Origin of the sequence: Pseudonocardia hierapolitana (assembly GCF_007994075.1) — a bacterium.
GTDB classification, from domain to species: domain Bacteria; phylum Actinomycetota; class Actinomycetes; order Mycobacteriales; family Pseudonocardiaceae; genus Pseudonocardia; species Pseudonocardia hierapolitana.
Window position 1 is genome coordinate 5854754 of record NZ_VIWU01000001.1, and the last position, 24687, is coordinate 5879440.

The following is a 24687-nucleotide window of genomic DNA, read 5'->3' on the forward strand; positions in this document are numbered from 1 at the left end:
CAGCATGGAGGCCGGACGGTCGGTGGGATAGCCGGATGCCCCACGAGATCGGGCTCTCAAACTGTGCAGATGCACAATTCGATTAGACGAGTGACTCAATCAAACAGTTGAATGATAACCTGCTCGCATGACTCGGATCCTCATCAGCGGGGGCGGCATCGGCGGCCTGGCGCTCGCGCAGGCGCTGCGCCGCGCCGGCCTGGACGTCGCGGTGTACGAGCGGGACCCGTCGCCGCAGCTGCGCAACCAGGGCTATCGCATCCACATCGACCGCGACGGCAACGCCGCGCTGGCCGCGTGCCTCCCGCCGGAGGTCCTCCACCTGGTGCAGCGCACCAGCGGGGTCAACGGCGACCTCGTCGCCGGCTACACCGACCAGCTGGAGCAGGTGATGGCCCAGACCTTCCCGCCGATCGGCGACGAGATCACCTGCGTCGACCGGTTCACGTTCCGGCAGGGGCTGCTCTCCGGGCTCGGCGCCACCGTCCACTTCGGGCGGACGGTGGCGGGCTTCGAGGTGTCGCCGTCCGGGCGGGTGCGCGTGGACTTCGCCGAGGGCGGCGGCGACGAGGGCGACCTGCTGGTCGGTGCCGACGGCGTCGGGTCGGCGGTGCGCCGGCAGTTGCTCCCGCACGCCGCCGTGCGCGACCTCGGGGTCCGGTGCCTGTACGGCCGGATGGCACTCACCCCGGCCACCGACCCGCTGGTGCCCGCCGACTTCGACCGCGGCTTCTCCTGGGTGGCCGACGACACCGGGTACGGCGCGGGCTTCGCCCCGGTCCGGTTCCGCACGCCGCCGGGCAACGGCGCATCCGACTACCTCATGACCGTCCTCACCGCCACGCCCGAACGCCTCGGCGTGCCGGACGACGAGCTGTTCCGGATGACGCCGGAGGAGATCTGGGCGTTGACCGTCGACGCCACGGCAGGCTGGCATGCAGGAGTCCGCGAGCTCTTCGCGCACGCGGACCGGGACACGTTCTTCCCGATCACGATCCGGTTCGGCGAGCGCGTCGAGGCGTGGGAGCCCGGCCCGGTCACGCTGCTCGGCGACGCGATCCACACCATGCCGCCCACCGGCGGCGTGGGCGCGAACACCGCGCTGCGGGACGCGCAGACGCTCGCGGCGGAGCTGACCGGCGGGTCGTCGCTCGTCGACGCGGTCGCGGCCTACGAGCGGGTCATGCTGCCCCGCGGGTTCGAGGTCGTCGAGGGCTCGCTGCGGATGGCAGGGCACATGTTCGGCACGCGGGCGTAGCCCTGAGGAGCGCCCTGAACAACTCAGGCCTACTGCGCGGCGCCCAGGCGGCTGTGGTCAGTCGAACCGCTCAACCGTGCTGTGAAACGGTGCCGCTTCCAAGCCGCGACACATCATGGTTCCCACATTCTGCCGTGATCTCGGCCGTCGCCTGAGCCGCGGCGAAGAAGTCGTCGGCCAGCGGCGAGGTGCGTGATGCCGCCACTGCGAGGCACACCTGGTCGGGCGCGAGTTCCGGGATGGGTGCGTAGCTGATGTCCGGACGCGAGTAGAACACGGTCTCCGAACGCCCCACGAACGAGATGCCCCGGCCGGCCGCGACGTGCTCGAGCTTCTCCTCCACCCCGCGCACCCGGAGCCCGGAGTCGGGGTGCGGGCGCCTGGTGGGCTGCGTGCTCGGGTCGGCATGCCAGACCAGCGGCTCACCGGCCAGGTCGGCCTCGGTGACCTCCTCCTTGCCCGCCAGCCGGTGGCCTGCGGGCAGCACCACCATGAGCGGCTCGGTGTACAGCGGAGTCACACGCAGACCGGTCTCGTCGATCGGCAGCCGCACATAGCCGACGTCGACGCGGCCGTCGAGCAGCATCGGGGCCTGGTCGTCCCATTCCATCCGCTGCACGTCCACGACCACGTCCGGATGCCGGGCCTCGAACGCCCGCGCCGCCGGGATGACCGGGATGCCGGCCCGGAATCCGACCACCAGCCGCCGGCTGCCGCGGGCTGCCACGGACACCCGGCGCCGGACCGCGTCTGCGGAGGCCAGCAGCGGACCGGCGTCGGCCAGCAATTGTCGGCCCGCGTCGGTCAGCGCTACGGCGTGGCGATCCCGGGTGAACAGGGAGGCGCCGAGATCCTGCTCCAGCGCGCGGATCTGGCGGCTGAGCGCCGGCTGCGCGATATGCAGCTCATCGGCGGCGCGGCCGAAGTGCAACCGGTTGGCCACGGCGACGAAGTAGCGCAGTTTGCGCAGGTCCAGATCCATGGCGCCTCCCGGTCTGGTGATGCCCCCACGGTATCACCACGGCTGAAAGAAGTCTTGGACATCCACTCAGGCCAATGGCTACCTTGACAAGTAACCGATGGGGCCGAGCGAATTCGGGATTACGGCGTCAGAATTCTCGGCTGAGCCGCACCCGCATCATCGCTTCTCGCGCCACATCACGCCAGTCGATCTATCCACCTAGTCTCGCGAGGACAGTAGTATGCACGTTTTCGTCACTGGCGGGACCGGCCATTTCGGTTCGTACATCATCCCCGAGCTCATCGCCGCCGGGCACGAGGTCACCGGCCTGGCCCGGTCGGACGCGGCCGCGGCGGCGGTGTCCGCGCTCGGCGCGACGGTGCGTCGCGGCGACCTCGATGATCTCGACGGGCTGAAGGAGGCGGCCGCGGACTCCGACGGCGTCATCCACGTCGCGCACAGGCAAGACCTGCTTCCGTCCGGCGGGATCGACGCCGTGGCCGCCGCGGAGCTCCCGATCATGCTCGCGTATGGCGAGGCACTCGCGGAAACCGGGAAGCCGCTGGTCGCGGCGGGGAGCATCGGCTCGCCCGGGAACCTGGGCCGGCCGGCCACCGAGGAGGATCCGGCCCTTCCCGGCGGCGATGAGTACAAGGGCACCCTGCGGGTTCGTAACGTCGTGGAAACCGCCGTCGTCGGCCTCGCCGAGCGGGGAGTGCGGTCTTCGGTCGTGCGGATTGCCAACATCGCACACAGCGCGACCGATCGTGCCGGCTTCCTCGTGCAGCTGATCGCGCTCGCGAAGGAGAAGGGCTTCGTCGGCTACCCGGGAGACGGCGCGAACCTGTGGAACGCCGTGCACATCCGCGATGCCGCCTCCTTGTTCCGCTTGGCCCTGGAGAAGGGGCCGGCTGGCAAGTATTGGCACGCGGTCGGGGACGGGGCCATCCCGCTCCGCGATATCGCCGAGGCCATTGGCAGCCGTCTGGGCCTGCCTGCCGTGAGCGTTCCCGCGGACGTACTGATGGTGCCGGGATACTTCGGGTTCCTCGCGAACATGGTCACGCAGAGCTACCCGGCGTCCAACCTCGTCACCCGTCGGACCCTCGGCTGGGAACCCGCGCAGCCCGGCCTGCTTGCCGATTTGGACAATGGCCATTATTTCTCCGCCAGCTGACGGCGAGCAATCTCGCAGCCTGCTGCACCGTGAAGCTTGCAGGTCCCGGCGCACCGGTTGTGGCACCGAATACCCAACCTCAAGAGGAGTGATCGTGGGAAAGCTCGATGGCAAGGTAGCGGTGATCACCGGCGGATCCACCGGCATGGCACTGGCCGGCGCGAAGCTGTTCGTCGAGGAAGGAGCTCACGTCTTCATCCAGGCCCGGCGGCAGGAAGCACTGGACGACGCCGTCAAGCTGATCGGCCGCAACGTCACCGCTGTGCAGGGCGACGCCGCCGAACTGGACGACCTGGACCGCTTGTACGACACCGTCAAGCGGGAAAAGGGCTCGATCGACGTGCTGTGGGCCAGCGCCGGGATGGGCGAACCGGCCGTCCTCGGCGAGATCACCGAGGAACAGTTCCACCGCGCCTTCTGGCTCAACGCGCGCGGCACCCTGTTCACCGTGCAGAAAGCACTGCCGTTGATCAACGACAACGGCTCGATCTTCATGACCGGATCCAACGCCTCACTGGGCGCCTTCCCCGGCTGGAGCCTCTACGCCGGGAGCAAAGCCGTCCAGCAGGCCTGGGCCCGGGTCTGGCTCAACGAACTGCGCGACCGCAAGATCCGGGTCAACGTCCTGACTCCCGGCCAGGTCGCCACCGCCAAACAGGAAGAACTGTTCGACGAGGCCACCAAGGCCGCATTCGAGTCCCTGATCCCCCGCGGAAGTATGGGTCGCCCCGAAGAAGTCGCCACCGTCGCCCTGTTCCTCGCCTCCGAGGACTCCAGCTACGTCAACGGCCTGGAACTGGTCACCGACGGTGGCACAACCGCCATCTGACCACACACGGGAATACCGCGGGTAGCCCCCGCAACATCCCGGTCGCCACAAGGAACTGATCTCGAACGCGGACATCCGCAACACGCCGAAATGTTGCGTGGGCGACGCGTCCGGGAAAGCGGATCGGTCAGCACGTGCACGCGGTGGCCGCGCACGAACGAGACAGAGCGACACCTCGAGAACAGGAAGAGAGCACATCTCATGAGCAGCATCACCCTCATCGGTACGGGGAACATGGCCCGTACCATCGGCACGCTCGCGGTGGCGGCCGGTAACACCGTCGAGGTCATGGGCCGCGATCAGTCCAAGGCCGATGACCTGGCCGAGGCTCTGGGCGGCGGCGCGACGGCGGGAAAGTGGGGCGCCGTCCCGGCCGGGGACATCGTCATCACGGCCCTGTTGTACGACGGTGTCGTTCCGGTCGTCGTCGAGTACGGAGACGCCCTCGCGGGCAAGGTGATCGTCGACATCAGCAACCCCTTCAACGTTGCGTTCGACGGGCTGGCCCACAGCGAGGAGACCTCGATCGCGCAGGAAGTCGCCAACGTGGCCCCGGCCGGCGCCAGCGTGGTGAAGGCATTCAACACCATCTTCCGTGATGTCCTGGAGAAGGGTCGACCCGACGTCTTCATCGCCGGCGACAGTGTGCTGGCGAAGGCGAGCGTGAAGTCATTCATCGAGAGCATCGGGCTGCGCCCGCTGGACGTCGGCGGCCTGAAAATGGCGCACTGGCTCGAAGGAGTGGGCGTAGTCACGGTGGGACTCGCCGGCAACGGGGTTGGCCACTGGGACTTCGCTCTCGGCGTCAACGAATTCACCGGCTGAGCGGCCCACCCCGGCCCACGCCCGCGCCGAGGCGGTATCGCCGGAATCTGGTCGGGTCGGGTACGCAGCGTCTGCCCTCGCTGATCGGCAGCCTCGTACTGGCACTGCCGGTGCCGGCTGCCGGGGGCGTTCGTCACCACCGCGGTCCGGGGCGAGTTGTTCAGGACTCTCCTGGCCCCGACTCGCCGAGTGGTCGGCGGCGGCCGGGTGAATCCGACGATCTCCCCTTCCCGCAGGACGTGATCCAGAACACCCTGAGGGGTCCCGTCCAGCGAGGAGGCGCGCCAGATGACCCAGATCGCCGAGACTCCGGCCTACGTCGGGCAGAGCGTGCCTCGCCGCGAGGACGCCGCCCTGATCACCGGCCGGGCCACCTGGACCGACGACATCACGCCGGCCGGAACGCTCCACATGGCGGTGCTGCGCAGCCCGTTCGCACACGCCCGGATCGGCGGGATCGACACCGGATCCGCCCGCGCGCTCCCCGGCGTCGTGGCCGTCCTGACCGGCGTGGACCTGGCGGGCGAGTTCGCCATCGGGTTGCCCTGCGGCTGGCCCGTCACCGAGGACATCAAGATCCCCGACCACCCGCCGCTGGCGGTGGCCGAGGTCAACCACGTCGGCGACGGGGTGGCCGTCGTGCTGGCCACCGACCCGCACACGGCTCAGGAGGCGCTCGGCCTGGTCGAGGTCGACTACGAGCAGCTCCCGGCGGTCGTCGACATCGAGGCGGCGCTCGAACCGGACGCCCCGCTCGTGCACGAGGAGCTCGGCACCAACCACTGCTACACGTGGCCGCTCGCCGTCGGCGACGTCGACGCTGCGTTCGCGCAGGCCGACGTGGTGGTCGAGGGCCGGTACGTGCAGCAGCGGGTGCTGCCATCGGCGATGGAGCCGCGCGCGGTCGTCGTGACGCCGGAGCCGGTGGGCGGCGCGTTCACCGTCTACACCTCCACCCAGGTCCCGCACTTCGTGCGCGACCTGCTCGCCCTGATCTGCGGGGTGTCCGACAGCAAGATCCGCGTCGTTGCCCCGGACGTCGGCGGCGGGTTCGGCTCGAAGCTCAACGTCTACGCCGAGGAGGCGCTCGCGTTCGTGCTGGCGCGTCGCGTGGGCAAGCCGGTGAAGTGGACCGAGACGCGGTCGGAGAACCACATCGCGACGACCCACGGCCGCGGCCAGATCCAGAGGATCGCCGTCGGGGCCACGCGCGAGGGGAAGATCCTCGGGATGCGGGTGGAGCTGCTCGCCGACATGGGCGCCTACCTCCAGCTGCTCACCCCGGGCATCGCCGTGTTCGGCGCGTTCACCTACTGCGGCCTCTACGACTTCGGCGCCTACTCCTTCGAGTGCAAGGGCGTGTTCACCAACCTCACCCCCACCGACGCCTACCGCGGCGCCGGTCGCTCCGAGGCGGCCTACGCGCACGAGCGGATCATGGACGACCTGGCGCGCGAGCTGGGGATGGATCCGGCCGAGGTCCGGCTGCGCAACCTCATCCCGCCGTTCTCCGAGCCGCGCACCGTCCCGTCCGGCGTGATGTACGACTCCGGCGACTACGAGGCCACCATGCGGCGGGCGCTGGAGCTCGTCGAGTACGAGCGGCTGCGCGCCGAGCAGCGCGAGCGCCGCGAAGCGGGCGACGCGGTGCAGCTCGGCATCGGCATCGGCAACTTCACCGAGAGCGGCGGGCTGTCGCCGTCCAAGGTCGCCGCGGGGGTGCGGCTGCAGAGCGGCGGCTGGGAGGCCGCGACCGTGCGGATGACGGTCGGGGGCAAGGTCGAGGTCGTCACCGGCACGTCGCCACACGGACAGGGGCACGAGACGGTCTGGGCGCAGATCGCCGCCGACGCACTCGGCGTGCACCCCGACGACGTCGAGGTGCTGCACGGCGACACCGCGATCGCCCCGTTCGGCCGCGACACCTACGGCTCGCGCAGCCTCCCCGTGGGGGGTGTCGCGGTGCACGTGGCGGCGGGGAAGGTCGCCGCCAAGGCCCGCGCCATCGCCGCGCACCTGCTCGAGGCGGCCGAGGACGACCTCGAGTTCACGGGCGGCCGCTTCTCGGTGGCCGGCACCTCGGGTCCCGGGGTCACGATCCAGGAGGTCGCGCTCGCGGCGTCGCTCGCCAGCAACCTGCCCGAAGGGATGGAGCCGAACCTCACCGCCGACCACCACTTCGACCCGCCCAACTTCACGTGGCCGTTCGGCACGCACATCTGCGTGGCCGAGGTCGACACGCTGACCGGCCGTGTCGAGATCCGCCGCTACGTGGCCGTCGACGACTGCGGCCCGATCGTCAACCCGGCGATCGTCGAGGGCCAGCTGCACGGCGGCATCGCCCAGGGCGTGGCGCAGGCGCTCTACGAGGAGGCCCTCTACGACGCGGCGGGCAACCCGAGGACCGCCACCCTCGCCGAGTACCACTTCCCGACCGCGATGGACCTGCCGAGCTTCACCCTCGACCAGACGGTCACGCCGTCGCCGACCAACCCCATGGGGGTGAAGGGGATCGGCGAGTCAGGGGCGATCGGCTCCTCACCCGCGGTCGTGAACGCGGTGATCGACGCCGTCGCCCACCTCGGGGTCACGCACCTCGACATGCCGATCACTCCCGAGAAGGTCTGGCGGGCCGTCGGCGGGGCGGGTCACACTGCCAGCACGCGCCAACAATGACGGGAGTCCGACAATGGTGGCGATCAACTGCGACATGGGCGAGGCCTTCAGCATCTACCGCTGCGGCGACGACGAGGGCCTGATGCCCTGGATCACGCTCGCGAACGTGGCCTGCGGGTTCCACGCCTCCGACCCGCGGGTGATGCGGCGGACGGTCGCCCTCGCCGAGGAGCACGGGGTGCGGGTGGGCGCCCACCCGTCGCTGCCCGACCGCGAGGGCTTCGGCCGCCGCGAGATGAAGATGGAGCGCGACGAGCTGACCGCGGCCGTGATCTACCAGGTCGGCGCGCTGGCCGGCTTCCTGCGCGAGCGGGGCATGGAGCTCAACCACATCAAGCCGCACGGTTCGCTGTACGGGATGGCGGCCCGCGACGAGCAGGTCGCCGAGGCTGTCGCGGACGCGGCGGCGGTGTTCGGCGTGCCGCTCATGGGCATGTCGGGCACGGTGCACGAGCGCGTCTGGGGGTCGAGCCCCGGCGGGTTCATCTCCGAGTACTACGCCGACCTCGACTACCGCCCGGACGGCTCGCTGATCATCACGCGCGAGCACGCCGCGTTCGACCCCGCCTCGTCGGCCCGGAAGGCGCTCCGCGCCGTCACCGACGGGGTCGCCACCGCCGTCGACGGCACCGAGATCCCCGTGCGCGCCGACTGCGTCTGCGTGCACTCCGACACCCCCAACGCCGTCGACCTCGCGAAAGCCGTTCACGAGGCGCTGCGTCCCCACCTGGACCAGAGAGGAGCTTCTGCGTGAGCCGCTTCGAGGTCGTCTCACCCATCCCCGGCATCTTCTACCGCAGGCCCGACCCGGACAGCGACGTGTTCGCCACCGAGGGGCAGACCATCGGCGCCGACGACACCGTCTGCCTCGTCGAGGTCATGAAGTCCTTCCACCCGGTCCCGGCCGGCGCGGCGGGCACCCTCGTGGAGTTCCTCGTCGAGAACGAGGACGTGGTCGACGCGGGGCAGCCGGTCGCGGTGATCGAGGCCGGCTGAGCGTGAAGCGGCTCCTCGTCGCCAATCGCGGCGAGATCGCGGTGCGGATCATCCGGGCCGCGCGCGATCTCGGGATCTCCACGGTGGCGGTGCACAGCACCGCGGACGCCGGGGCCCGCCACGTCCGGCTCGCCGACGCGGCGGTGGAGATCGGCCCGCCGCCCGCGGGCAAGAGCTACCTGGTGGCCGACGCGATCGTGGAGGCGGCCCGGTCGGCGGGCGCCGACGCCGTGCACCCGGGCTACGGGTTCCTGTCCGAGCGGGCCGGGTTCGCCGCGGCGGTCGCCGACGCCGGGCTCGCCTTCGTCGGACCGGATGCGGACGTGATCGACCGGATGGGCGACAAGGTTCGGGCCCGCCAGGTGGCCGCGGCCGCGGGCGTGCCGACCGTGCCGGGCACGCCTGGCGGTGTCGAGGACGTCGAGGCGGCCGTGGCGGCCGCCGCGGAGGTCGGCTACCCGGTCATGCTCAAGGCCGCCGCGGGCGGCGGCGGGCGCGGCATCCGCGTCGTCGAGGACGAGGCGGGGCTGCGCACGGCGTTCCCGGCCGCGTCCAGGGAGGCGGCGAGCGCGTTCGGCGACGGGCGGATGTACCTGGAGCGCTTCGTCCGCCGGGCCCGCCACGTCGAGGTGCAGGTGCTCGGCGACGGCACCGATGCCGTGCACCTGTTCGAGCGGGAGTGCTCGCTGCAGCGGCGGCGGCAGAAGGTGGTGGAGGAGGCACTGGCCCCGGGCATCGACTCGCGGGTGCGGGACGGGATGACCGCCGCGGCCGTCCGGCTGGCCCGCGAGGTCGGCTACCGCAGCGCGGGCACCGTGGAGTTCCTCGTCGACGACGAGACGCACGAGTTCTTCTTCATCGAGATGAACACCCGCATCCAGGTGGAGCACCCGACCACCGAGCTGGTCACCGGCATCGACCTGGTCACCGCGCAGCTGCGCATCGCGGCGGGCGACCCCCTGCCGCACGCGCAGCCCGACATCGCCGTTCGCGGGTGGGCCATCGAGTTCCGCGTGAACGCCGAGGACCCGGCGCGCGGCTTCCTGCCCTCGCCGGGCAAGGTCGGGCGCGTCGAGCTGCCGGCAGGCCCATGGGTGCGGGTCGACACGTGGCTGGAGCCCGACGTCACGGTCCCGCCGTTCTACGACTCGCTGCTCGCGAAGGTCGTGGTGTGGGGCGAGGACCGGGAGTCCGCGATCCGCCGTTCCCGCCGCGCGTTCGCCGAGTTCGCCGTCGAGGGCGTCCCGACCACGGCGGGCCTGCACACCGAGATCCTCGACCAGCCGTGGTTCGCGGCGGGGGAGTTCCACACCGGAACGCTGGAGCAGTGGTTGTCCGACCGCGAGGAGGCAACGGCATGACCGCCGACGTACTCGTTCCCGCGCAGGCGGCGTCATGACGGCCATGGCCGAGGTGACGCCGGCCCGCTACAGCTGGGGAGGCGACGAGTTCGTCTTCGTCGAGCTGGCCGAGGAGATGAGCCTGCAGGCCAACTTCCGGGCGATGGCCATCACGAAGAAGCTCTCCGACGCGCGGCCCGACGGCGTGCTGGAGATCTGCCCGGCCAACGCGTCCTACCAGGTGCGGTTCGACCCCGACGTGCTGGATCCGCACGAGCTCCTCGCGCTGCTGAAGGACCTGGAGCAGCAGGTCGGCGACGCCCACGAGCTCGCCCTGTCCACCCGCGTGCTGGAGATCCCGGTGCTCTACCGCGACCCGTGGACCACCGAGACGCTCATGCGGTTCCGCGACCGCCACCAGGACCCGTCCGCCACCGACATCGAGTACGCGGCGCGCATCAACGGCTACTCGTCGGTGGACGACTTCATCGCCGCGCACTCCGGCTCGCCGTGGTTCACCTCGATGGTCGGGTTCGTGGCCGGGCTGCCGTTCCTCTTCCAGATGGTGCCGCGGGAGCGGCAGATCATCGTGCCGAAGTACCTGCGGCCGCGGACCGACACCCCGAAGCAGACGGTCGGCTACGGCGGCTGCTTCGCCTGCATCTACTCGGTGCGCGGTGCGGGCGGTTACCAGATGCTCGGCATCACGCCCGCCCCGATCTACGACCCCACCCAGACGCTGCCGGACTTCACCGACTTCATGGTGCTGTTCCGCCCGGCCGACATCGTGAAGTTCGCGCCCATCGACAGTGATCGCTACGACGAGCTGCTGGCGGAGGTCGAGGCCGGGACGTTCCACGTCACGGCCCGGCCCGTCGAGTTCCACCTGCAGTCGTTCCTCGACGACCCCGACGGCTACAACGCCCGGCTCCTGGAGGTCCTGAAGTGATCGAGGTTCTCAAGCCCGGGCTGTCCACCACCGTGCAGGACGCCGGCCGCACCGGCTACTACCACCTGGGCATCCCGCCGTCGGGCGCGCTCGACCAGTACTCGCTGCGCGCGGCGAACCTGCTGGTCGGCAACGCGGCGGGCGCCGCGGCGCTCGAGGTCGTCTACATGGGACCGGAGCTGGCCTTCACCGCCGACGCCGTCGTCGCCGTCACCGGGGCGAGCATGGTGCCGAAGGTCAACGGGGAGGAGCGGCCGAACTGGGAGTCGTTCCCGGTGTCCGCGGGCGACGTGCTCGGCTTCGCCTACCTCACCGCGGGGGCACGGGCATACATCGCGGTCTCCGGCGGGATCGACGTGCCCGAGGTGCTGGGCAGCCGTTCGACCTACGCCCTCGGCGCACTCGGCGGCCTGTCCGGACGTCCGCTCGCGGCCGGGGACCGGCTTCCGGTCGGGTCGGGTCCGGGCGCGGCTCCGGGGCGGAGCGTGCCCGCCGACCTGCGGCCGAACCTGGCGAAGGACGTCGAGGTGCGGGTCGTGATGGGCCTCTACGACCACCGCCTCAGCGAGGCGGGCCGCACGGCCTTCCTCGACAGCACGTGGGACCTCACCCCGGTCGCCGACCGCATCGGGTTCCGCTACGCAGGCCCTGAGCTGGAGACCGTGCCGCGCGAGCCCCCGTTCGGGGCGGGGCAGGACCCGTCGAACATCGTGGACGCGCCGTACCCGATCGGCTCGATCCAGGTGCCGGGCAGCGTCGAGCCGATCATCCTGCACCGCGACGCCGTCTCCGGGGGCGGCTACATGATGATCGCGACCGTGCTGTCGGGGGACCTCGACGTCGTCGCCCAGTCGGCGCCGAAGACCCGTACCCGCTTCGTGGAAGTGGACCTGGACGGCGCGCTGGCCGCCCGCTCGGACTACCGCAAGCGCACCCGGCGGCTCGCGGAGGCGCTCGAGGGCTGACCCGGAAGTTCAGGAAAGCCACATTCAGGGCCGTACAGGCCAGGAAAGTGGCTTTCCTGAACTCGCGGTGGTGTCCCCCTTAGCGTGTGCGGATGCAACAACAGCGGTGGGACGACGCCCCGGCGGCGCGGTGGGCCGCGCTCGCCGGGCGGCTGCGCGCGGACGCCGACGCGCTCGTCGCCGAGTTCGTCGACCGCGTGCGGGCGATCGGCCCGTACGGGCGCGGGGTCGTGCCGCACGAGGTGCTCGAGGCCGACGCCGACCGCACCTTCGACTACCTGCTGCGGCGGGTGGCCGGGCAGCCCGTCCCGGAGCGGCTGCTCGACATCGGGCCGTCCATCGGCCGGGACAGGGCGCGCCGAGGCGTTCCGCTGAACGACCTGCTCACGGCGGTGCGGCTGGACTTCCGGGTGCTCTGGGCGGGCCTGCGCGAGCGGGCCGACCCGGACGACGAGCCGCTGCTCGTGTCCCGCGTCGAGGACGTCTGGGCGGCCGTCGAGGACTACACCACCCAGATCCAGGTGAGCTACCAGGCCGAGGCGGCGCTACTGGCCCGGGAGCGGCAGGGCGAGCGCACGATGCTCGTGGCCGCCCTGCTCGCAGGCCGTGACCCCGACCCCGACGAGGTGGAGCGGCTGGCCGTCGCGCTCGACGTGGACGTCGACGCCGACCTGCTCGTCGCGGCGGCGACCGCCGCTGCGGGTCCGGCGTTGCGGCGGGCGGCCGACCGGCTCGGTGCCGACGGCCGGATGGTGCACGTGCAGTCCACCGGGCGGCACGTCGTGCTGATCGCGCGGTGGGAGGGCGGGACGGGCGCGCCGGTCCGGGCCGCGCTCGCCGGCGTGCCCTGCGGGGTCGGCCCGCTGGCGCACGGGCTCGCCAACGTGCCGCGCAGCGCGCGGATCGCGGGCGAGATAGTCGACGTGTCGCCCCGCGCGGACGGCCCATGCGAGCTCGCCGACGCCTGGCTCCCCCTCGCCGCCGCGCGCCTGGAGGACGCCGCTGCCGAGCTCGTGGGGAGCGAGCTCGCCGGCCTCGCCGACGTGCCCGTGAGGGAGCGGGACCGGCTGCTGGCCGCCGTGCGCGCCTACCTGGCGACCGGTTCGGTGGCGCAGGTCGCGGCGCGGCTGTACTGCCACCGCAACACCGTGCTCAACCGCCTGCGCCGGTTCACCGAGCTCACGGGCCGGGACGTCACGGTGCCGGCCGACGCCGCCGTGGTGCTCCTCGCGCTGCAGTGCACCCGAACGCAGTGATCCGGCACGGCGGGCAGGCCGCCGGGGTGACCGGGCGTGCCCGCACGTGCCAGGCTTCGGCCATGGATCGTGAGAACCGCTCCGACGAGGACGACTCCGGAGTCCTCGAACCGGAGGACAGCCTGGACGACCGCGGCGTGGGTGACGTGCTCGACGAGGGCTGGTCGCCGGCGGAGAAGCCGTGGGCGAGCACCGGCTGGGGCACCACCGCCCGCGAGGAGGCAGGCGACGAGCCGCTCGACGCGCGGCTCGCGCGTGAGCTCCCCGACGGCGAGGACCGGCCGGGCGACGGGCTCGGGGACAGCTCCGACACCGACGGAGAGCTGCTCGACGACGAGGTCGGCGACATCCGCGCTGGTCGGCTCGTGGCCGGGAGCGGCGACTTCGACGACGACGCGGAGCTGTACGCGGTCGACGCGGGGATCGACGGGGGCGCGGCGTCGGCGGAGGAGGCCGCTGTGCACGTGGTTTCGGAGGAACGCAGGCTGGACGACTGACCCCCGCGTACCGTCACCGGCATGAGTGAGGACGCGACCGACACCGCTTTCTGGCACCCGTTCGCCGCGATGGGCGCCGTGCGCCGCTCCGAGTTCGTGATCACCCGTGGCGAGGACGTGTGGGTCTGGGACGAGGCGGGGCAGCGATACCTGGACGCCACGGCGAGCCTGTGGTGCGTCAACGTCGGCCACGGCCGGGCGGAGATCGCCGACGCCGTGGCCGCGCAGATGCGCGAGCTCGCCACCTACCACACGTTCACCGACGTCGCGAACCGTCCGGCGCTCGAGCTCACCCGCAGGCTCGCCGGGTTGGCGCCGGTCCCGGGAGCGAAGATCTTCCTGGTCAACGGTGGTGGTGAGGCCATCGACACCGCCGCGAAGATCGCTCGCGAGTACTTCGCACGCACGGGGCAGCCGGAGCGCACCGTGCTGATCAGCCGCCGGCACGCCTACCACGGCACCCACGGGTTCGGCACCGCGCTCGCCGGGATCCCGGCCAACCGGCTCGCCGCCCCGTTCGTGCCCGACGTCGCGCAGGTGGAGTGGAACGACCCGGACGCGCTCGACGCCGAGATCGAGCGGATCGGGCCGGGACGGGTGGCCGCGTTCTTCGCCGAGCCCGTGATCGGCGCAGGCGGCGTCCTGCCCCCGCCGCCCGGCTACATCGAGCGCGTGCGCGAGATCTGCACGCGCCACGGCGTGCTGCTCGTCATCGACAGCGTCATCTGCGGGTTCGGCAGGCTCGGCGACTGGTTCGGGGTCGACCGGTTCGGGATCGTGCCCGACCTCGTCACGTTCGCCAAGGGCATCACCAGCGGGTACGTGCAGCTGGGCGGGGTGGTGGCGCACGAGCGGGTGGCCGAGCCGTTCTTCGCCGACGGCGCCGCCCCGTTCCGGCACGGGGCCACCTACTCCGGCCACCCGACGGCATGCGCCGCCGCGCTGGCGAACCTCGACGTGATGGAGAACGAGGGACTGCTCAAGCGGGCCGACGGGCTGGAGCTGCCGCTCCACGAGGCGGTGCAGTCGCTCGCCGACCATCCCCTCGTCGTCGAGGCCCGCGGCGGCACCGGCGTGCTCGCCGCCATCGAGCTCGACCCGGAGCGGCTGGCCGCGAACCCGGGGTTGCCGGCCGCCGTGGCCGCAGGGGCGCGCCGGCGCGGCGTGCTCGTGCGGCCGATGGTCTCGGCCGTCGCCGTCTCGCCGCCGCTCACCCTGGCCGAGGAGCACCTCGATCTGATGACGGAGGCGTTCCGCGGCGGCCTGGACGACGCGGCGCGGTAACGGCTCAAGGCCATCGCAGCATGGCGGCCGTCCTCCGGCCCGGCCGGAGGATGGCCACCGTGCTGCAGGTCGGGTCAGCCGGTCGTCTCGAGCCAGACCGTCGTGTCGCCGGGGAGCGCCCCCTCCGGCAGGGGGGCGCTGGAGAGGATCAACCGGCCCTGCGGAAGCGGCACCGGGTTCTCGCCGAAGTTCGTGATGCAGGTCCAACCGTTCGGGCGGCTGAGCTCGACGACGTCGTCCGGCGCGTCCTCGGCCCATTCCATGGCCTCGGCGGTCTGCAGGCGGCGCCGCTCGGCAAGCGCCCGGCGGTAGAGGGCGAGGGTGGAGGCCTCGTCCGCCTCCTGGCGCTCGACCGACAGCTCGGCGAACACCGCGGGCTGGGGGAGGTGCGCCGGACCCGGGCCGAAGCCGAGCGACGGGCCGCTCGACGCCCACGGCAGCGGCACCCGGCAGCCGTCGCGCCCCTTGTGCGTGCCGCCGGAGCGGATCCAGGTGGGGTCCTGCAGCACCTCGGGCGGGAGGTCGGCGACCTCGGGCAGGCCGAGCTCCTCTCCTTGGTACAGGTAGGTCGAACCGGGCAGTGCGAGCGCGAGCAGGGTGGCCGCGCGGGCGCGGCGCAGGCCGCGCTCGAGGTCCGCAGGCGGGTTCGTGCCGTCGCCCAGCAACCATGCCTTGAGGTCGGTGCCCGCAGGCAGGGCGTACCGGGTGGCGTGGCGCACGACGTCGTGGTTGGAGAACACCCATGTCGACGACGTGCCGGCCGACCGGGCGTGGGCCAGGTTCTCCTCGATGATCTTCCGGAACTCGGTGGCGTCCCATGACGCCAGCAGCAGGTCGAAGTTGAAGGCCTGGCCGAGGCCCTCGGGGGAGGCGTAGCGGGCCCGGCGGTGGGCGGAGCGCACCCACGCCTCCGCCACGGCCGTGCGCGGTGGGTCGTAGCGGTCGAAGAGCTCCCGCCACTCCTCGTAGATCTCGTGCACCTCGTCCCGGTCGAGCAGCCGGTGCACGCCGTCGGGCAGGTCCTCGGCGTCCAGTTCCGCCTGGCTGGGAAGTGGCGGCGTGAGGTCCTTGGCGAGCGCGTTGGCGACGTCCACCCGGAACCCGTCGACGCCGCGGTCCGCCCAGAACTGCAACGTCTTCAGGAAGTCGTCCCTGACCTCGCGGTTGTCCCAGTTCAGGTCCGGCTGCTCGGGCGCGAACATGTGCAGGTACCACTGACCGTCGCCGACCGGCTCCCACGCAGGCCCGCCGAAAGCGGCGGTCCAGTCGCTGGGTGGCCGCTCGCCGTTCGGGCCCTGGCCCTGGCGGAAGACGTACCGGTCGCGCTCGGGCGAGCCGGGCGGGGCGGCGAGGGCCGCGCGGAACCACTCGTGCCGGTCGGAGGTGTGGTTGGGGACGATGTCGACGATCAGCCTGATGCCGGCCGCCTTCAGCGCAGCGACCATGTCGTCGAACTGTGCGAGCGTGCCGATCTTGGGGTCGACGTCGCGGTGGTCGTCGACGTCGTAGCCGCCGTCGGCGAGCGCGGACGGGTAGAACGGCGACAGCCACACCGCATCGATGCCGAGCTCGCGCAGGTACCCGGCGCGGCTCGTGATCCCCGGCAGGTCGCCGATGCCGTCGCCGTTCGAGTCGGCGAAGCTGCGGGGATAGATCTGGTAGACGACGGCCTGTCGCCACCACGCCGCGGGGTCCGGCACGAGCACTCCTTTTGTTCAGGCATTAAATCTAAGCTCCGGTCCCGACGATAGGCAGCGTCATGGGCGGTATCAAGCGCGCCGAAGCCCTCCGAATTCACCCGTAGCAGCCCGCTGCCCCGTCCGGGCGTACCCCGGCAGCCGGACGGCGGAACGCGCGGTGCTCGGGCGACCCGACCCGGGTGACCGCCCGTGACGAGTGGGGTACGTACCGCGTGACCTGCGCGTACGTACTGTGACTGACATCACTCACGCGGGCGCCGTGACGGGGGCTACCGCGCCTTCCCCGTGATCCGCTCGTTGTACAGACACGGCAAGTGACTGCTTTTGGGGGACGGGAGCGTGCGATGGCCGGTGAGGCGGTGAGTGGGCGCTACGGCGCGGCCCGGCATGCCGTGGCCGACGAGGGTGGGTCGCGGCACCACCCGGCCTCCGAGGACAGATCCCTGGTCGACCGGTTGCTGGGCGGGGGCGAGGAGCAGGCCTTCGACTGGGGTTGGGGGGACCCGGCGAGCGGCGACCTCGTCTCGGATCGGGAACCGCTGCACGACATCCCGGAGCTGTGGGGGTCGGACGAGCGCACCGCTCGGGAACTCGGCCGTCCGGACGGCGCCGAGGAGAAGCACTTCCCGACACCGCGCCTGCACGGCGAGAACTCCCTCGACGACGACCAGGCCGGCGCCCGCGGCGACGACGAGAGCGACTGGTCGGATCGGAGGCTGGACGACCCGGGCAGCGACGACTGGGGCGCACCCGCCCTCGCCGTCGAGGACCGGCGTCCCGACGTCGGCGACTCCTTCGCACGCGCGTTCGGCGACCCCGTGCCCGGCCGGGACCGCGCCGCGGAGGCCGGGGAGCACGAGGTCGAGCACGGGATCGAGCACAGCGTGGACGATCGCCGGTTCGACGGCACGGGCCTCGACGGTGCAGGGCCCGAGAACCCGGGCCTCGGCGGCGACGCGCTCGACGCGCTCTCGACGGGGCGGGTCCACGCCGAGATCGGCCCGCTCGGCGACAGCCCACGAGATCGGAGCGCGCCGGACCGTGCGCCGCAGGACGATGTCCCCATGGACGGTGATCACGTCGGCTCCCGGGCCGGGGCGGATCCGCTGGATCGATCGCCCCTCGCGCCGCCGTTCCCGAACCGCGATCCGTACGAGGGGGAGCGGTCGGGCCACGAGGCGCCCGGCCACGAACCCGGGGAGCACCTCGACCGGATCTCGGCCGGCCGGGATCCTCGTGAACGCGAGCAGCCCCGCCCCGCGCTGTTCGACCGAGACCCGTTGAACGGCGACCCGATGAACAGGGACCCGGTGAACTGGGACCGGCTGAACCGCAACCCGTTCGATCACGACTCGCCGGATCGCAACTGGCCGGACCGGGACACGCGTCCCCGCAGCGGCCCGCCGACCGGTGAGCCCGCCGACCACCTGCCCTCCGACCAGGGACCGCTCGAGCGGCCCCGCGGCGACGGCGACCGGTTCAGCGGCGGATTCCCGGGCGACCCCGATCGTTTCGAGCGCGATCCGCAGGAGCGCGGTCCGAACGACCCCGACGCGCTGGCCACGGAGCCGCCGGAGCGGAAGCTGGTGGACGCGGACCCGCGGCTGCGCCGCTGGGCCGATCGCAACCGGCCCAGTGGTGCGCCCCGCATCGGCCGTCCGCCGTCCCTGTTCGCCGACGAGTCCGCGACACCCGACCCGCTGGGCGCCGAACAGGTCGGCGAGGACCGGGGCGGCGAAGCGCCGCGCAACGGTGACCAGCGCAACGGTCACCAGCACAACGATGACCAGGGCAGCGACCTGTTCGCTCCGGACCAGTTCGGGGCCGACGTGCTCGGTGCCGGCCCGGACGGCCGCAACCGTCCCGACGCGGGACCGGACCCGCGCGACGCGGACCAGTTCGCCGACCCCGCCTTCACCGAGAGCGCCCTCACCGGACGCATCCGCATCACCGACGCGGACTCTCCGGGCCCCGATCGCCCGCTCCAGGAGCCACCGGCCGGAGACCCGGCGCCCCGGGACACGTCCGAGCAGGGGCCGCCGTCGGGGCCCGACCCGCTCGACGTGACGCCCGATCCCACCACCGCGTTCACCGCGGTCGCCCCGGCCGCGTCGGCCCGGCCCAGCGCTCCGGACGCTCCCGAACTTCCGCTGGAGGAGTACACCGCTCGCCGTCGCGCCGCCGAGCAGGCCGCCGCGTCCGCCGAGGAGGCGGCGGCATCGGCCGCTGAACGCGCCTCCGCCGCCATCGCCGCGGCGGCCCGCGCGGCCGAGGAGGCCGAGGCGGCGGCCGAGGCCGCCGCGAAGGCGGCCGAGAAGGCCAACGCTGCGGCCGAGGCCGAGGTCCGGGCGATCGCCGACGCCGCCGCCCGCGGCGAGACACCCGCCCAGCAGGGCACCCCGGAACCGCCCACCCAGGCCGTCCCGCTGATCGCGCCGGCCCGCGCCCCCGGCAGGCGTCCCCCGCCGCGTCGCCCCGCCGGGCCGCCGCCCCGCGGCGCCCGGCCCGAGGAGCCCGGGCGCTCCGGCGGGCCTCCGCCCCGTGCCGCTCACCAGAACGCGCCGCTTCGCGGCGGCACGGACGGGGATGCCACCGCCGTTCTGACCGGCTTGGACGCGTTGCGCGACCCCGTCCGGCCCCGGCGCCAGGAGCCTGCGCCCGCCGAGGTGACGACCATCGCCCCCCGGCGCCAGGAAGCGGAGACCGTCCGCGAGTCGGACGACGCCGACGACGTCGACGACGCGGAGCACGACGACGAGCCGGAGGAGCGCGGCCTGGCCGGCCGCCTCACCTCCCGGCCGGTCCTCGCCGCCGTCGGGGTGGGGGCGGTGCTCGTGCTGGCCGCGATCGTCGCGATCTTCACGACGTCCGAGCCCGAGGCGGCACCGGCGGAGGCGGCACCGGCCGCCGTGAGCGCCCCGGTGGCGCAACAGCCCGAGCCCACGGCACAGCCCGTCGACCTGGACGGCCGGAAGGCGGTCGCCTTCCTCACCGCGCTGCGCGACGCCGACATCCCCACGAGCAGCAGCGGCCAGGCCGAGGTCGAGGCCGCCGACGCGATCTGTTCACAGCTCGACCAGGGCGCGGACGAGGCGCAGCTCGCGCGGTCGGTGCCCGCGGTGCTCCCGAACGTCACGCGTGGCCAGGCGAGCGACGTAGTGGACTACGCCAAGCAGTTCTACTGCTGAGCACCACGTAGTGGTGCTCCCGCTGTCGATCGTTGCGCCCGGGTGTGGAGGGCTTCCCGCCGCACAGGCGCCGGCGTCGTCCTGATCGGCAGGTCGGCGCGTGGTCGGGTGGGTCCGGCTCAGCCCGGGGCGCCTCAGGGCGGGCAGAGGGTGCCGGAGTCGGGCATCACGCCGTCGAGCAGCATCGCGTCCACGACACCGCTGATGCACGAGGTGCGCGGGTAGGCCCCGGTGCCCGCGCCCTGCCAGCTGATGAAGCGGGCGGTGGCGAGGGAGTCGGCCGTGCGCCGGGAGCCGTCGAGCGCGCCGCGCGGGTCGGCGGCCGTGCCGATCACGAGGATCGGGGGCGCGGCCTCGGCCTGCCCGGTGAGCCGGGCCTCCCGTCCGGTCGGCCACGGCGCGCACGCGAGCAGTCGCAGCGCGAGCGTCGCCCCGAACGTCGGGTACGCACCGGTCCACCGCTGCGCGACCTCAGCGATCTCGCCGGGGGCGAGGCGCCGCTGCGTGTCGTTGCAGCTGGTGGCGAGCATCCCGTCGAACAGCCCGCGCGGCCCGGTCAGCGGGGCGAGGATCGTCAGCATCGGGACCGGGTCGCCCGCGTTCGCCGCGGCGAGAGCCGCCGCGAGCGCGGGCCATCGCCTCGGTTCGCCGAGCCCGGACAGCAGCGCGGTGACGGTGGCGCCCGCGGTGAGCCGGCTGCCGTCGGTGGTGACCAGCGGCCGGCGTTCGAGCTGGGCGAGGAGGGAGGCGACCGTGGCGCGCGGGTCGGGCCCGAGCGGGCAGTCCGGGCGTGCGGAGCAGGCCACCCCGAACGCTCCGAGAGCGGCTTCGGCGGCCGCGGCGCGGGTGTCGGTGAGATCGGGCTCGTCCTGCGTGGGGTGCGGTGGCCCGTCGAGCACCAGGCGCCCGACGGAACGCGGCGCCGACCTGGCCCACATGGCGAGCGCGGCGGCGCCGTCGCCCACACCGACCGCGGACAGCCGCTCCACCCCGAGGGCGGCGCGCAGCAGCTCGACGTCCGCGGCGGACGCGGCGGTCCGGTAGCTGCCCAGGCCGCCGTCGAGCGTGAGGTTGCACTCCTGCACCACCGCGCGCGCCCGTTCGAGCAGCAGGGCGAGGTCCGCCTCACCGGTGGCTCCGGCGTCGGCGTCGACGAGCGCCGCGCGAGCGTCGTCCGGCGCGCAGTGCAGGATGTCCTCGCCCGCACCGCGCCGGTCGATGCCCACGAGCGTGTAGTGCTGCAGCAGGGCCGGGTCGACCTGCCCGGCGAGTATGGCCGCGTGGCGGGTGGACGGCTCGCGGGTGCTGTCGCCGAGCACGAGCAGCGGTGGCCGGTCGGCGGGCGCTCCGGCCTCCCCGACGCGGATCACGCCGAGGGTCACGGCGCCGCGCGACGGCTGGTCGGGATCGGCGGGCACGGTGAGGTCCCCGCAGTCCACCTGGAGCTGGCGGTCGGCGGGCACCGGCTCCACGAGCGTGACGAGCGTGTCCTCGGTGCACTCGAAGAACGGGATCGTCGCCCGCTGCGGCTCCGGTTCCGGGAGGACGGGCTCGGCGGTGGGCGTGGGCTGGCCCGGTGCCGCCGGGACGTTCTCGCCGCGCACGGCCACCGGCGGACGTTCGGAGGGGCCGACCGTGCAGCCGGCGAGCGCGACGACGAGGCAGAGCAGCGCCACCAGGCGGGCTGAGGACCGCGGTCGCTGCGCAGCTCCGACCGCGTGACGCGGTGGTCGTGCCACGTGCCCTCCCGGTCGTGCTGGTTCCCAGCACAGGGTGCCGCACGGCCGGTGTGAGCGACGTGAACCTGGTGCTCCCTCCGGCGGGAAGCACTACTAGGACACGCGGGGGCCCGGCTGGAGGTGGTCGAGCTCCAGCCGCACGGCCGCGGGGAGGTCGGTGACGCCGAGGGAACCGCGGGCAGTGGCGAGCACCTCGGAGTCGAGGCGGGCGAGCACGTCGCGGACGTCGGCGTCGTCGGCGAGCCAGAGCGTGACGCGGATGGCCGGCGCGGCCTCGGAGCCCACGAGCCGGGCCCTGGCCCGCCCGACCCCGGGCAGCTCGGCGGCCTGCGCCGCAACGGCCTCTGCCGCCGCCGCGGCGCTCACGACGACGGAGGTGTCGCCGCCGTCGAGGGTGCCGAGCACCAGGTCGGGGCGGCGCTCCGGGCGCAGGGCGTGCGCCGCCCAGACGAGCCCGAGCACGGCGAGCAGCAGCCCGCCGACGATCGCGGCGACCAGGGCGACGAGCGGCTGCGCGCGCAACGCGTCGACGATCATCGGGTCCAGCAGCGGCCGGCTCGCGCGGGCCGTGCCGAAGACCCCGTAGGACAGGAGCGTGACGAGGGTGCCCGCGGCGAGCAGGACGAGCCCGACCACCACGGCGAGCGTGCGCTCGCCCGCGGTGGAGCGCGCGCTCGCCGCGGCGGCCCGCCGCCGCAGCGCGGACGAGCCGGCACCGGTGGTCTTCGGCAGGTCGGTGGTCACCGGGGTCCCTTCCGGTCCTGCACCGTCACGGTCACCCGTGGGCGCCTGCGCAGCGGCACCTCGTCGAGCAGGTCCTCCACGCGGGTGCGTACCCGATCGGCGAGCGCGGGACCGGCGTCGTTCCAGGCCTCGGCGGCCACCGACACCCTGCGCCGGGACGCCGTGACGGACGCGGCGGCCACCTCGTCCGCGGCGCGCACCCTGCGGCCGACGAGGCGCGCGAGCACGCGGGGCGACGTGGTGACGGTGATCTCGGGCGCAGGCCCCTCGACCGCGATGTCGGGGCGTCGGGCCAGCAGCCCCACGAGCACGAGCAACAGCCCGAGGACGGCGGCGCCGATCGCGATGCCCGGCACCGGGACGTCACTCCATGCGGTCCGCCCGAGCGTGGCATACCAGTCCGGCCACGGCACGACGAGCCCGTCCCCGTCGTCGGGCCGCACCGACGCGGCGACCACCTCCAGGAGCACCAGCACCCCGACCAGGGCCACGGCGAGGCCGAGCAGCGGGGCGAGCACTCGCAGCAGCACGCGCACGACATTCCTCCTTGCTCAGTGGTCGGTTGTCGGTGGTCGGTTCTCGGTGGTCGATGGTCAGTCGTCGTGGTCAGGAATCAGTGCAGCCGGGCCGCCGTGGGGTGCGCCGACCGCAGGCCTGCGATGGTCACGGTCATGGCGCGCACGCGGTGCCCGGTGACGCGCGCGAGTTCCTCGTCCACCTTGGCCCGCACGTCCGCGACGACCGTGCGCACCGGGGCGGGGTACTGGAGCGTGAGCTCGAGCCGGATGTCGACGGTGGGCGGATCGCCGGACCCGGTGACGATGCGTGCGCTCGCCCCGGCCTCGCCGATGTCGATGCCGGCGAGGCGCCGCTCGTGGCGGAGGGTGCCGGGCACCTGGTCCGCGGCGTGCTCGACGATCTTGCGCAGCACGGCGGGATGGATCTCGAGCCGGCCACGCTCCTCGACGGCCGGGAGCGGGTTCACCGGTCGCGGCCCCGTCCGAGCAGCGCGTTGAGATCGAGCTGACCGTCGAGGGCGCGGCCGACCATCAGCCCGATCGCGCCGAGGACCAGCACGATCAGGAAGGCCCCGAGGCCCCCGAACGCCCCGGCGAGGCCGAGGGTGAGGCCGGCCAGCAGGCCGGTCTGGGTGGCATTCATCCGGATCTCCTCTTACAGGACTCTCTGGTTGCGGCGGCGGTGCCAGGTGCGGATCAGCGCGACGCCCACCCGGACCGGGAAGGGCAGCGGGCGCACCACCTCGACGGGCGCGTCGAAGCGGGCGTCGTCGATCGGATCCTGCTCCGCCTCGCGGAACCGCGCGAGTCCGGCGGCGAACACCTCCGGGTCGCCGCCGCGGTCCGGGTGGTTCTCGCGCACGAAGGCCCGGTAGGCGGCCCGTTCCTGCTCGTTCACGGCAGCTCACCCGGCAGCACGATGTCGGCGACGGTGATGTCGACGGTGGCACCGCCGCAGAGCCGGGAGACCTCGCGGCGCAGCGACCGCACGGTCTCCGGGATCGGCCGGTCGGAGCGCACCACGACGGCCACCTCGACGGGTTCGTCGCCCTCGCCGATCCGGACCCCGAGCAGCCTGCGCCCGGGCAGGTAGGTGGTCACGGAGCCGTGGATGCCGCCGTGCAGGCCTGCGACCGCGGGATGGGCGGCGACGGCCGCGGCCACCCGCTCAGCCAGCTCGGCCGGGTCGGGTGGGTTCGGCACGACGGTCATCCTCCGGGCAGGAGCGGTCACTCGACCCGCGCGGACTGGACGGGCGGCTGCGCGTCCTCGTCGACGGCCGTCGGCAGGTGGATGTCGTTGACCGCGATGTTGACCTCGATCACCTCGAGCCCGGTCATGCGCTCGACAGCCGTGATCACGTTGCGGCGCACGGCGCGGGCCAGTTCGACGATCGACGCGCCGTACTCGACGACGATGTCGAGGTCGATCGCGGCCTGCTTCTCACCGACCTCGACCTGCACGCCCGTGATGTTGGCGGCGCCGGTGCCCCCGCCCGGGATGCGCTCGCGGATCGCGCCGAAGGCCCGCGAGACGCCGCCGCCCATCGAGTGCACGCCGGAGATCTCGCGCGCGGCGATGCCGGCGATCTTCTGGACGACCGAGGCGGCGATCGTGGTCTTGCCCTGCGATGTCTCGTCGGCGAGCCGGGCAGGCGACGAGGCGGTGGCGGTGGGTGTCGTCGTCGTGGGAGTGGCGGTGCTCTCGCTCATGGGTCTGATCCTTCTCCATCGGCTTTCCGGAGTGTTCGCCAGTGGGACGCGGTCGGAACCACTCTCCCGCGCA

24 protein-coding genes are annotated in these 24687 nt (G+C 73.1%); 14 read left to right on the top strand and 10 right to left on the bottom strand.

The window, feature by feature from the left end; translation table 11 throughout:
* The first annotated feature begins 127 nt into the window (after nucleotides 1-127).
* Nucleotides 128-1258: an FAD-dependent oxidoreductase gene (locus FHX44_RS27890; RefSeq protein WP_147258506.1), complete on the top strand. Its 1131-nt coding sequence runs from the start codon at nucleotides 128-130 to the stop codon at nucleotides 1256-1258.
* A gap of 70 nt (nucleotides 1259-1328) precedes the next feature.
* Here the strand turns inward: FHX44_RS27890 and FHX44_RS27895 are convergent, their stop codons facing one another.
* Nucleotides 1329-2240 carry a LysR family transcriptional regulator gene (locus tag FHX44_RS27895; RefSeq protein ID WP_147258507.1) on the bottom strand — a complete coding sequence of 304 codons (912 nt, stop codon included), beginning with the start codon at nucleotides 2238-2240 and terminating at the stop codon, nucleotides 1329-1331.
* Between the two features lie 220 nt (nucleotides 2241-2460).
* Between FHX44_RS27895 and FHX44_RS27900 the strand changes: the two genes are divergently transcribed.
* The 12 genes from FHX44_RS27900 to FHX44_RS27955 all read left to right on the top strand — a co-directional run bounded on the left by FHX44_RS27900 (nucleotide 2461) and on the right by FHX44_RS27955 (nucleotide 15013).
* Entirely contained in the window at nucleotides 2461-3396 is a 936-nt protein-coding gene (locus FHX44_RS27900; protein WP_147258508.1) for an SDR family oxidoreductase, read from the top strand.
* Nucleotides 3397-3490: 94 nt separating this feature from the next.
* Nucleotides 3491-4225, top strand: coding sequence for an SDR family NAD(P)-dependent oxidoreductase (locus tag FHX44_RS27905; protein WP_147258509.1), 735 nt, complete (start codon nucleotides 3491-3493; stop codon nucleotides 4223-4225).
* A gap of 201 nt (nucleotides 4226-4426) precedes the next feature.
* Nucleotides 4427-5050 (top strand): NADPH-dependent F420 reductase, encoded by a 624-nt coding sequence (locus tag FHX44_RS27910; RefSeq protein ID WP_147258510.1) that lies wholly within the window; start codon nucleotides 4427-4429, stop codon nucleotides 5048-5050.
* A 288-nt stretch (nucleotides 5051-5338) separates the two neighbouring features.
* The gene (locus FHX44_RS27915; protein ID WP_147258511.1) at nucleotides 5339-7726 is read left to right on the top strand and encodes a xanthine dehydrogenase family protein molybdopterin-binding subunit; all 2388 of its coding nucleotides are present in this window, start codon (nucleotides 5339-5341) and stop codon (nucleotides 7724-7726) included.
* A gap of 13 nt (nucleotides 7727-7739) precedes the next feature.
* A complete protein-coding gene (pxpA, locus tag FHX44_RS27920; RefSeq protein ID WP_147258512.1) occupies nucleotides 7740-8480 on the top strand; it encodes a 5-oxoprolinase subunit PxpA in 741 nt (246 codons plus the stop codon).
* Nucleotides 8477-8722 (top strand): acetyl-CoA carboxylase, encoded by a 246-nt coding sequence (locus tag FHX44_RS27925; protein WP_147258513.1) that lies wholly within the window; start codon nucleotides 8477-8479, stop codon nucleotides 8720-8722. Before pxpA ends, FHX44_RS27925 begins: the two co-directional genes overlap by 4 nt.
* Before the next feature lie 2 nt (nucleotides 8723-8724).
* Nucleotides 8725-10083, top strand: a complete 1359-nt coding sequence (locus FHX44_RS27930; RefSeq protein ID WP_147258514.1) for an acetyl-CoA carboxylase biotin carboxylase subunit — start codon at nucleotides 8725-8727, stop codon at nucleotides 10081-10083.
* Between the two features lie 34 nt (nucleotides 10084-10117).
* Nucleotides 10118-11011, top strand: a complete 894-nt coding sequence (locus tag FHX44_RS27935; RefSeq protein WP_246170627.1) for a 5-oxoprolinase subunit B family protein — start codon at nucleotides 10118-10120, stop codon at nucleotides 11009-11011.
* Nucleotides 11008-11976, top strand: a complete 969-nt coding sequence (locus tag FHX44_RS27940) for a 5-oxoprolinase subunit C family protein (protein WP_147258515.1) — start codon at nucleotides 11008-11010, stop codon at nucleotides 11974-11976. Before FHX44_RS27935 ends, FHX44_RS27940 begins: the two co-directional genes overlap by 4 nt.
* Before the next feature lie 92 nt (nucleotides 11977-12068).
* A complete protein-coding gene (locus FHX44_RS27945; RefSeq protein ID WP_147258516.1) occupies nucleotides 12069-13232 on the top strand; it encodes a PucR family transcriptional regulator in 1164 nt (387 codons plus the stop codon).
* 62 nt (nucleotides 13233-13294) lie between these two features.
* Nucleotides 13295-13729: a DUF5709 domain-containing protein gene (locus FHX44_RS27950; protein WP_147258517.1), complete on the top strand. Its 435-nt coding sequence runs from the start codon at nucleotides 13295-13297 to the stop codon at nucleotides 13727-13729.
* A gap of 21 nt (nucleotides 13730-13750) precedes the next feature.
* Nucleotides 13751-15013, top strand: a complete 1263-nt coding sequence (locus FHX44_RS27955; protein WP_246170628.1) for an aminotransferase family protein — start codon at nucleotides 13751-13753, stop codon at nucleotides 15011-15013.
* 74 nt (nucleotides 15014-15087) lie between these two features.
* Here the strand turns inward: FHX44_RS27955 and FHX44_RS27960 are convergent, their stop codons facing one another.
* Entirely contained in the window at nucleotides 15088-16713 is a 1626-nt protein-coding gene (locus FHX44_RS27960; RefSeq protein WP_212612679.1) for a glycoside hydrolase family 13 protein, read from the bottom strand.
* 344 nt (nucleotides 16714-17057) lie between these two features.
* On the opposite strand from FHX44_RS27960, the gene FHX44_RS27965 reads away from it, so the two are divergent.
* Nucleotides 17058-19901 (top strand): DUF732 domain-containing protein, encoded by a 2844-nt coding sequence (locus tag FHX44_RS27965; protein WP_147258519.1) that lies wholly within the window; start codon nucleotides 17058-17060, stop codon nucleotides 19899-19901.
* Between the two features lie 134 nt (nucleotides 19902-20035).
* Here the strand turns inward: FHX44_RS27965 and FHX44_RS27970 are convergent, their stop codons facing one another.
* From FHX44_RS27970 to FHX44_RS28005, 8 genes are all read right to left on the bottom strand, one after another.
* The gene (locus FHX44_RS27970; RefSeq protein WP_147258520.1) at nucleotides 20036-21640 is read right to left on the bottom strand and encodes an alpha/beta fold hydrolase; all 1605 of its coding nucleotides are present in this window, start codon (nucleotides 21638-21640) and stop codon (nucleotides 20036-20038) included.
* A gap of 93 nt (nucleotides 21641-21733) precedes the next feature.
* Nucleotides 21734-22384 carry an alkaline shock response membrane anchor protein AmaP gene (locus FHX44_RS27975; protein ID WP_246170629.1) on the bottom strand — a complete coding sequence of 217 codons (651 nt, stop codon included), beginning with the start codon at nucleotides 22382-22384 and terminating at the stop codon, nucleotides 21734-21736.
* Nucleotides 22381-22920: a DUF6286 domain-containing protein gene (locus FHX44_RS27980; protein ID WP_147258521.1), complete on the bottom strand. Its 540-nt coding sequence runs from the start codon at nucleotides 22918-22920 to the stop codon at nucleotides 22381-22383. The genes FHX44_RS27975 and FHX44_RS27980 overlap by 4 nt, the downstream gene beginning before the upstream one ends.
* 77 nt (nucleotides 22921-22997) lie before the next feature.
* Entirely contained in the window at nucleotides 22998-23369 is a 372-nt protein-coding gene (locus tag FHX44_RS27985) for an Asp23/Gls24 family envelope stress response protein (protein WP_147258522.1), read from the bottom strand.
* The gene (locus FHX44_RS27990) at nucleotides 23366-23545 is read right to left on the bottom strand and encodes a hypothetical protein (protein WP_147258523.1); all 180 of its coding nucleotides are present in this window, start codon (nucleotides 23543-23545) and stop codon (nucleotides 23366-23368) included. Before FHX44_RS27990 ends, FHX44_RS27985 begins: the two co-directional genes overlap by 4 nt.
* A gap of 12 nt (nucleotides 23546-23557) precedes the next feature.
* Nucleotides 23558-23800: a hypothetical protein gene (locus FHX44_RS27995; RefSeq protein WP_147258524.1), complete on the bottom strand. Its 243-nt coding sequence runs from the start codon at nucleotides 23798-23800 to the stop codon at nucleotides 23558-23560.
* Nucleotides 23797-24105, bottom strand: a complete 309-nt coding sequence (locus FHX44_RS28000; protein WP_246170630.1) for a hypothetical protein — start codon at nucleotides 24103-24105, stop codon at nucleotides 23797-23799. The genes FHX44_RS27995 and FHX44_RS28000 overlap by 4 nt, the downstream gene beginning before the upstream one ends.
* 26 nt (nucleotides 24106-24131) lie before the next feature.
* Nucleotides 24132-24614: an Asp23/Gls24 family envelope stress response protein gene (locus tag FHX44_RS28005; protein WP_147258526.1), complete on the bottom strand. Its 483-nt coding sequence runs from the start codon at nucleotides 24612-24614 to the stop codon at nucleotides 24132-24134.
* Between the last annotated feature and the right edge of the window lie 73 nt (nucleotides 24615-24687).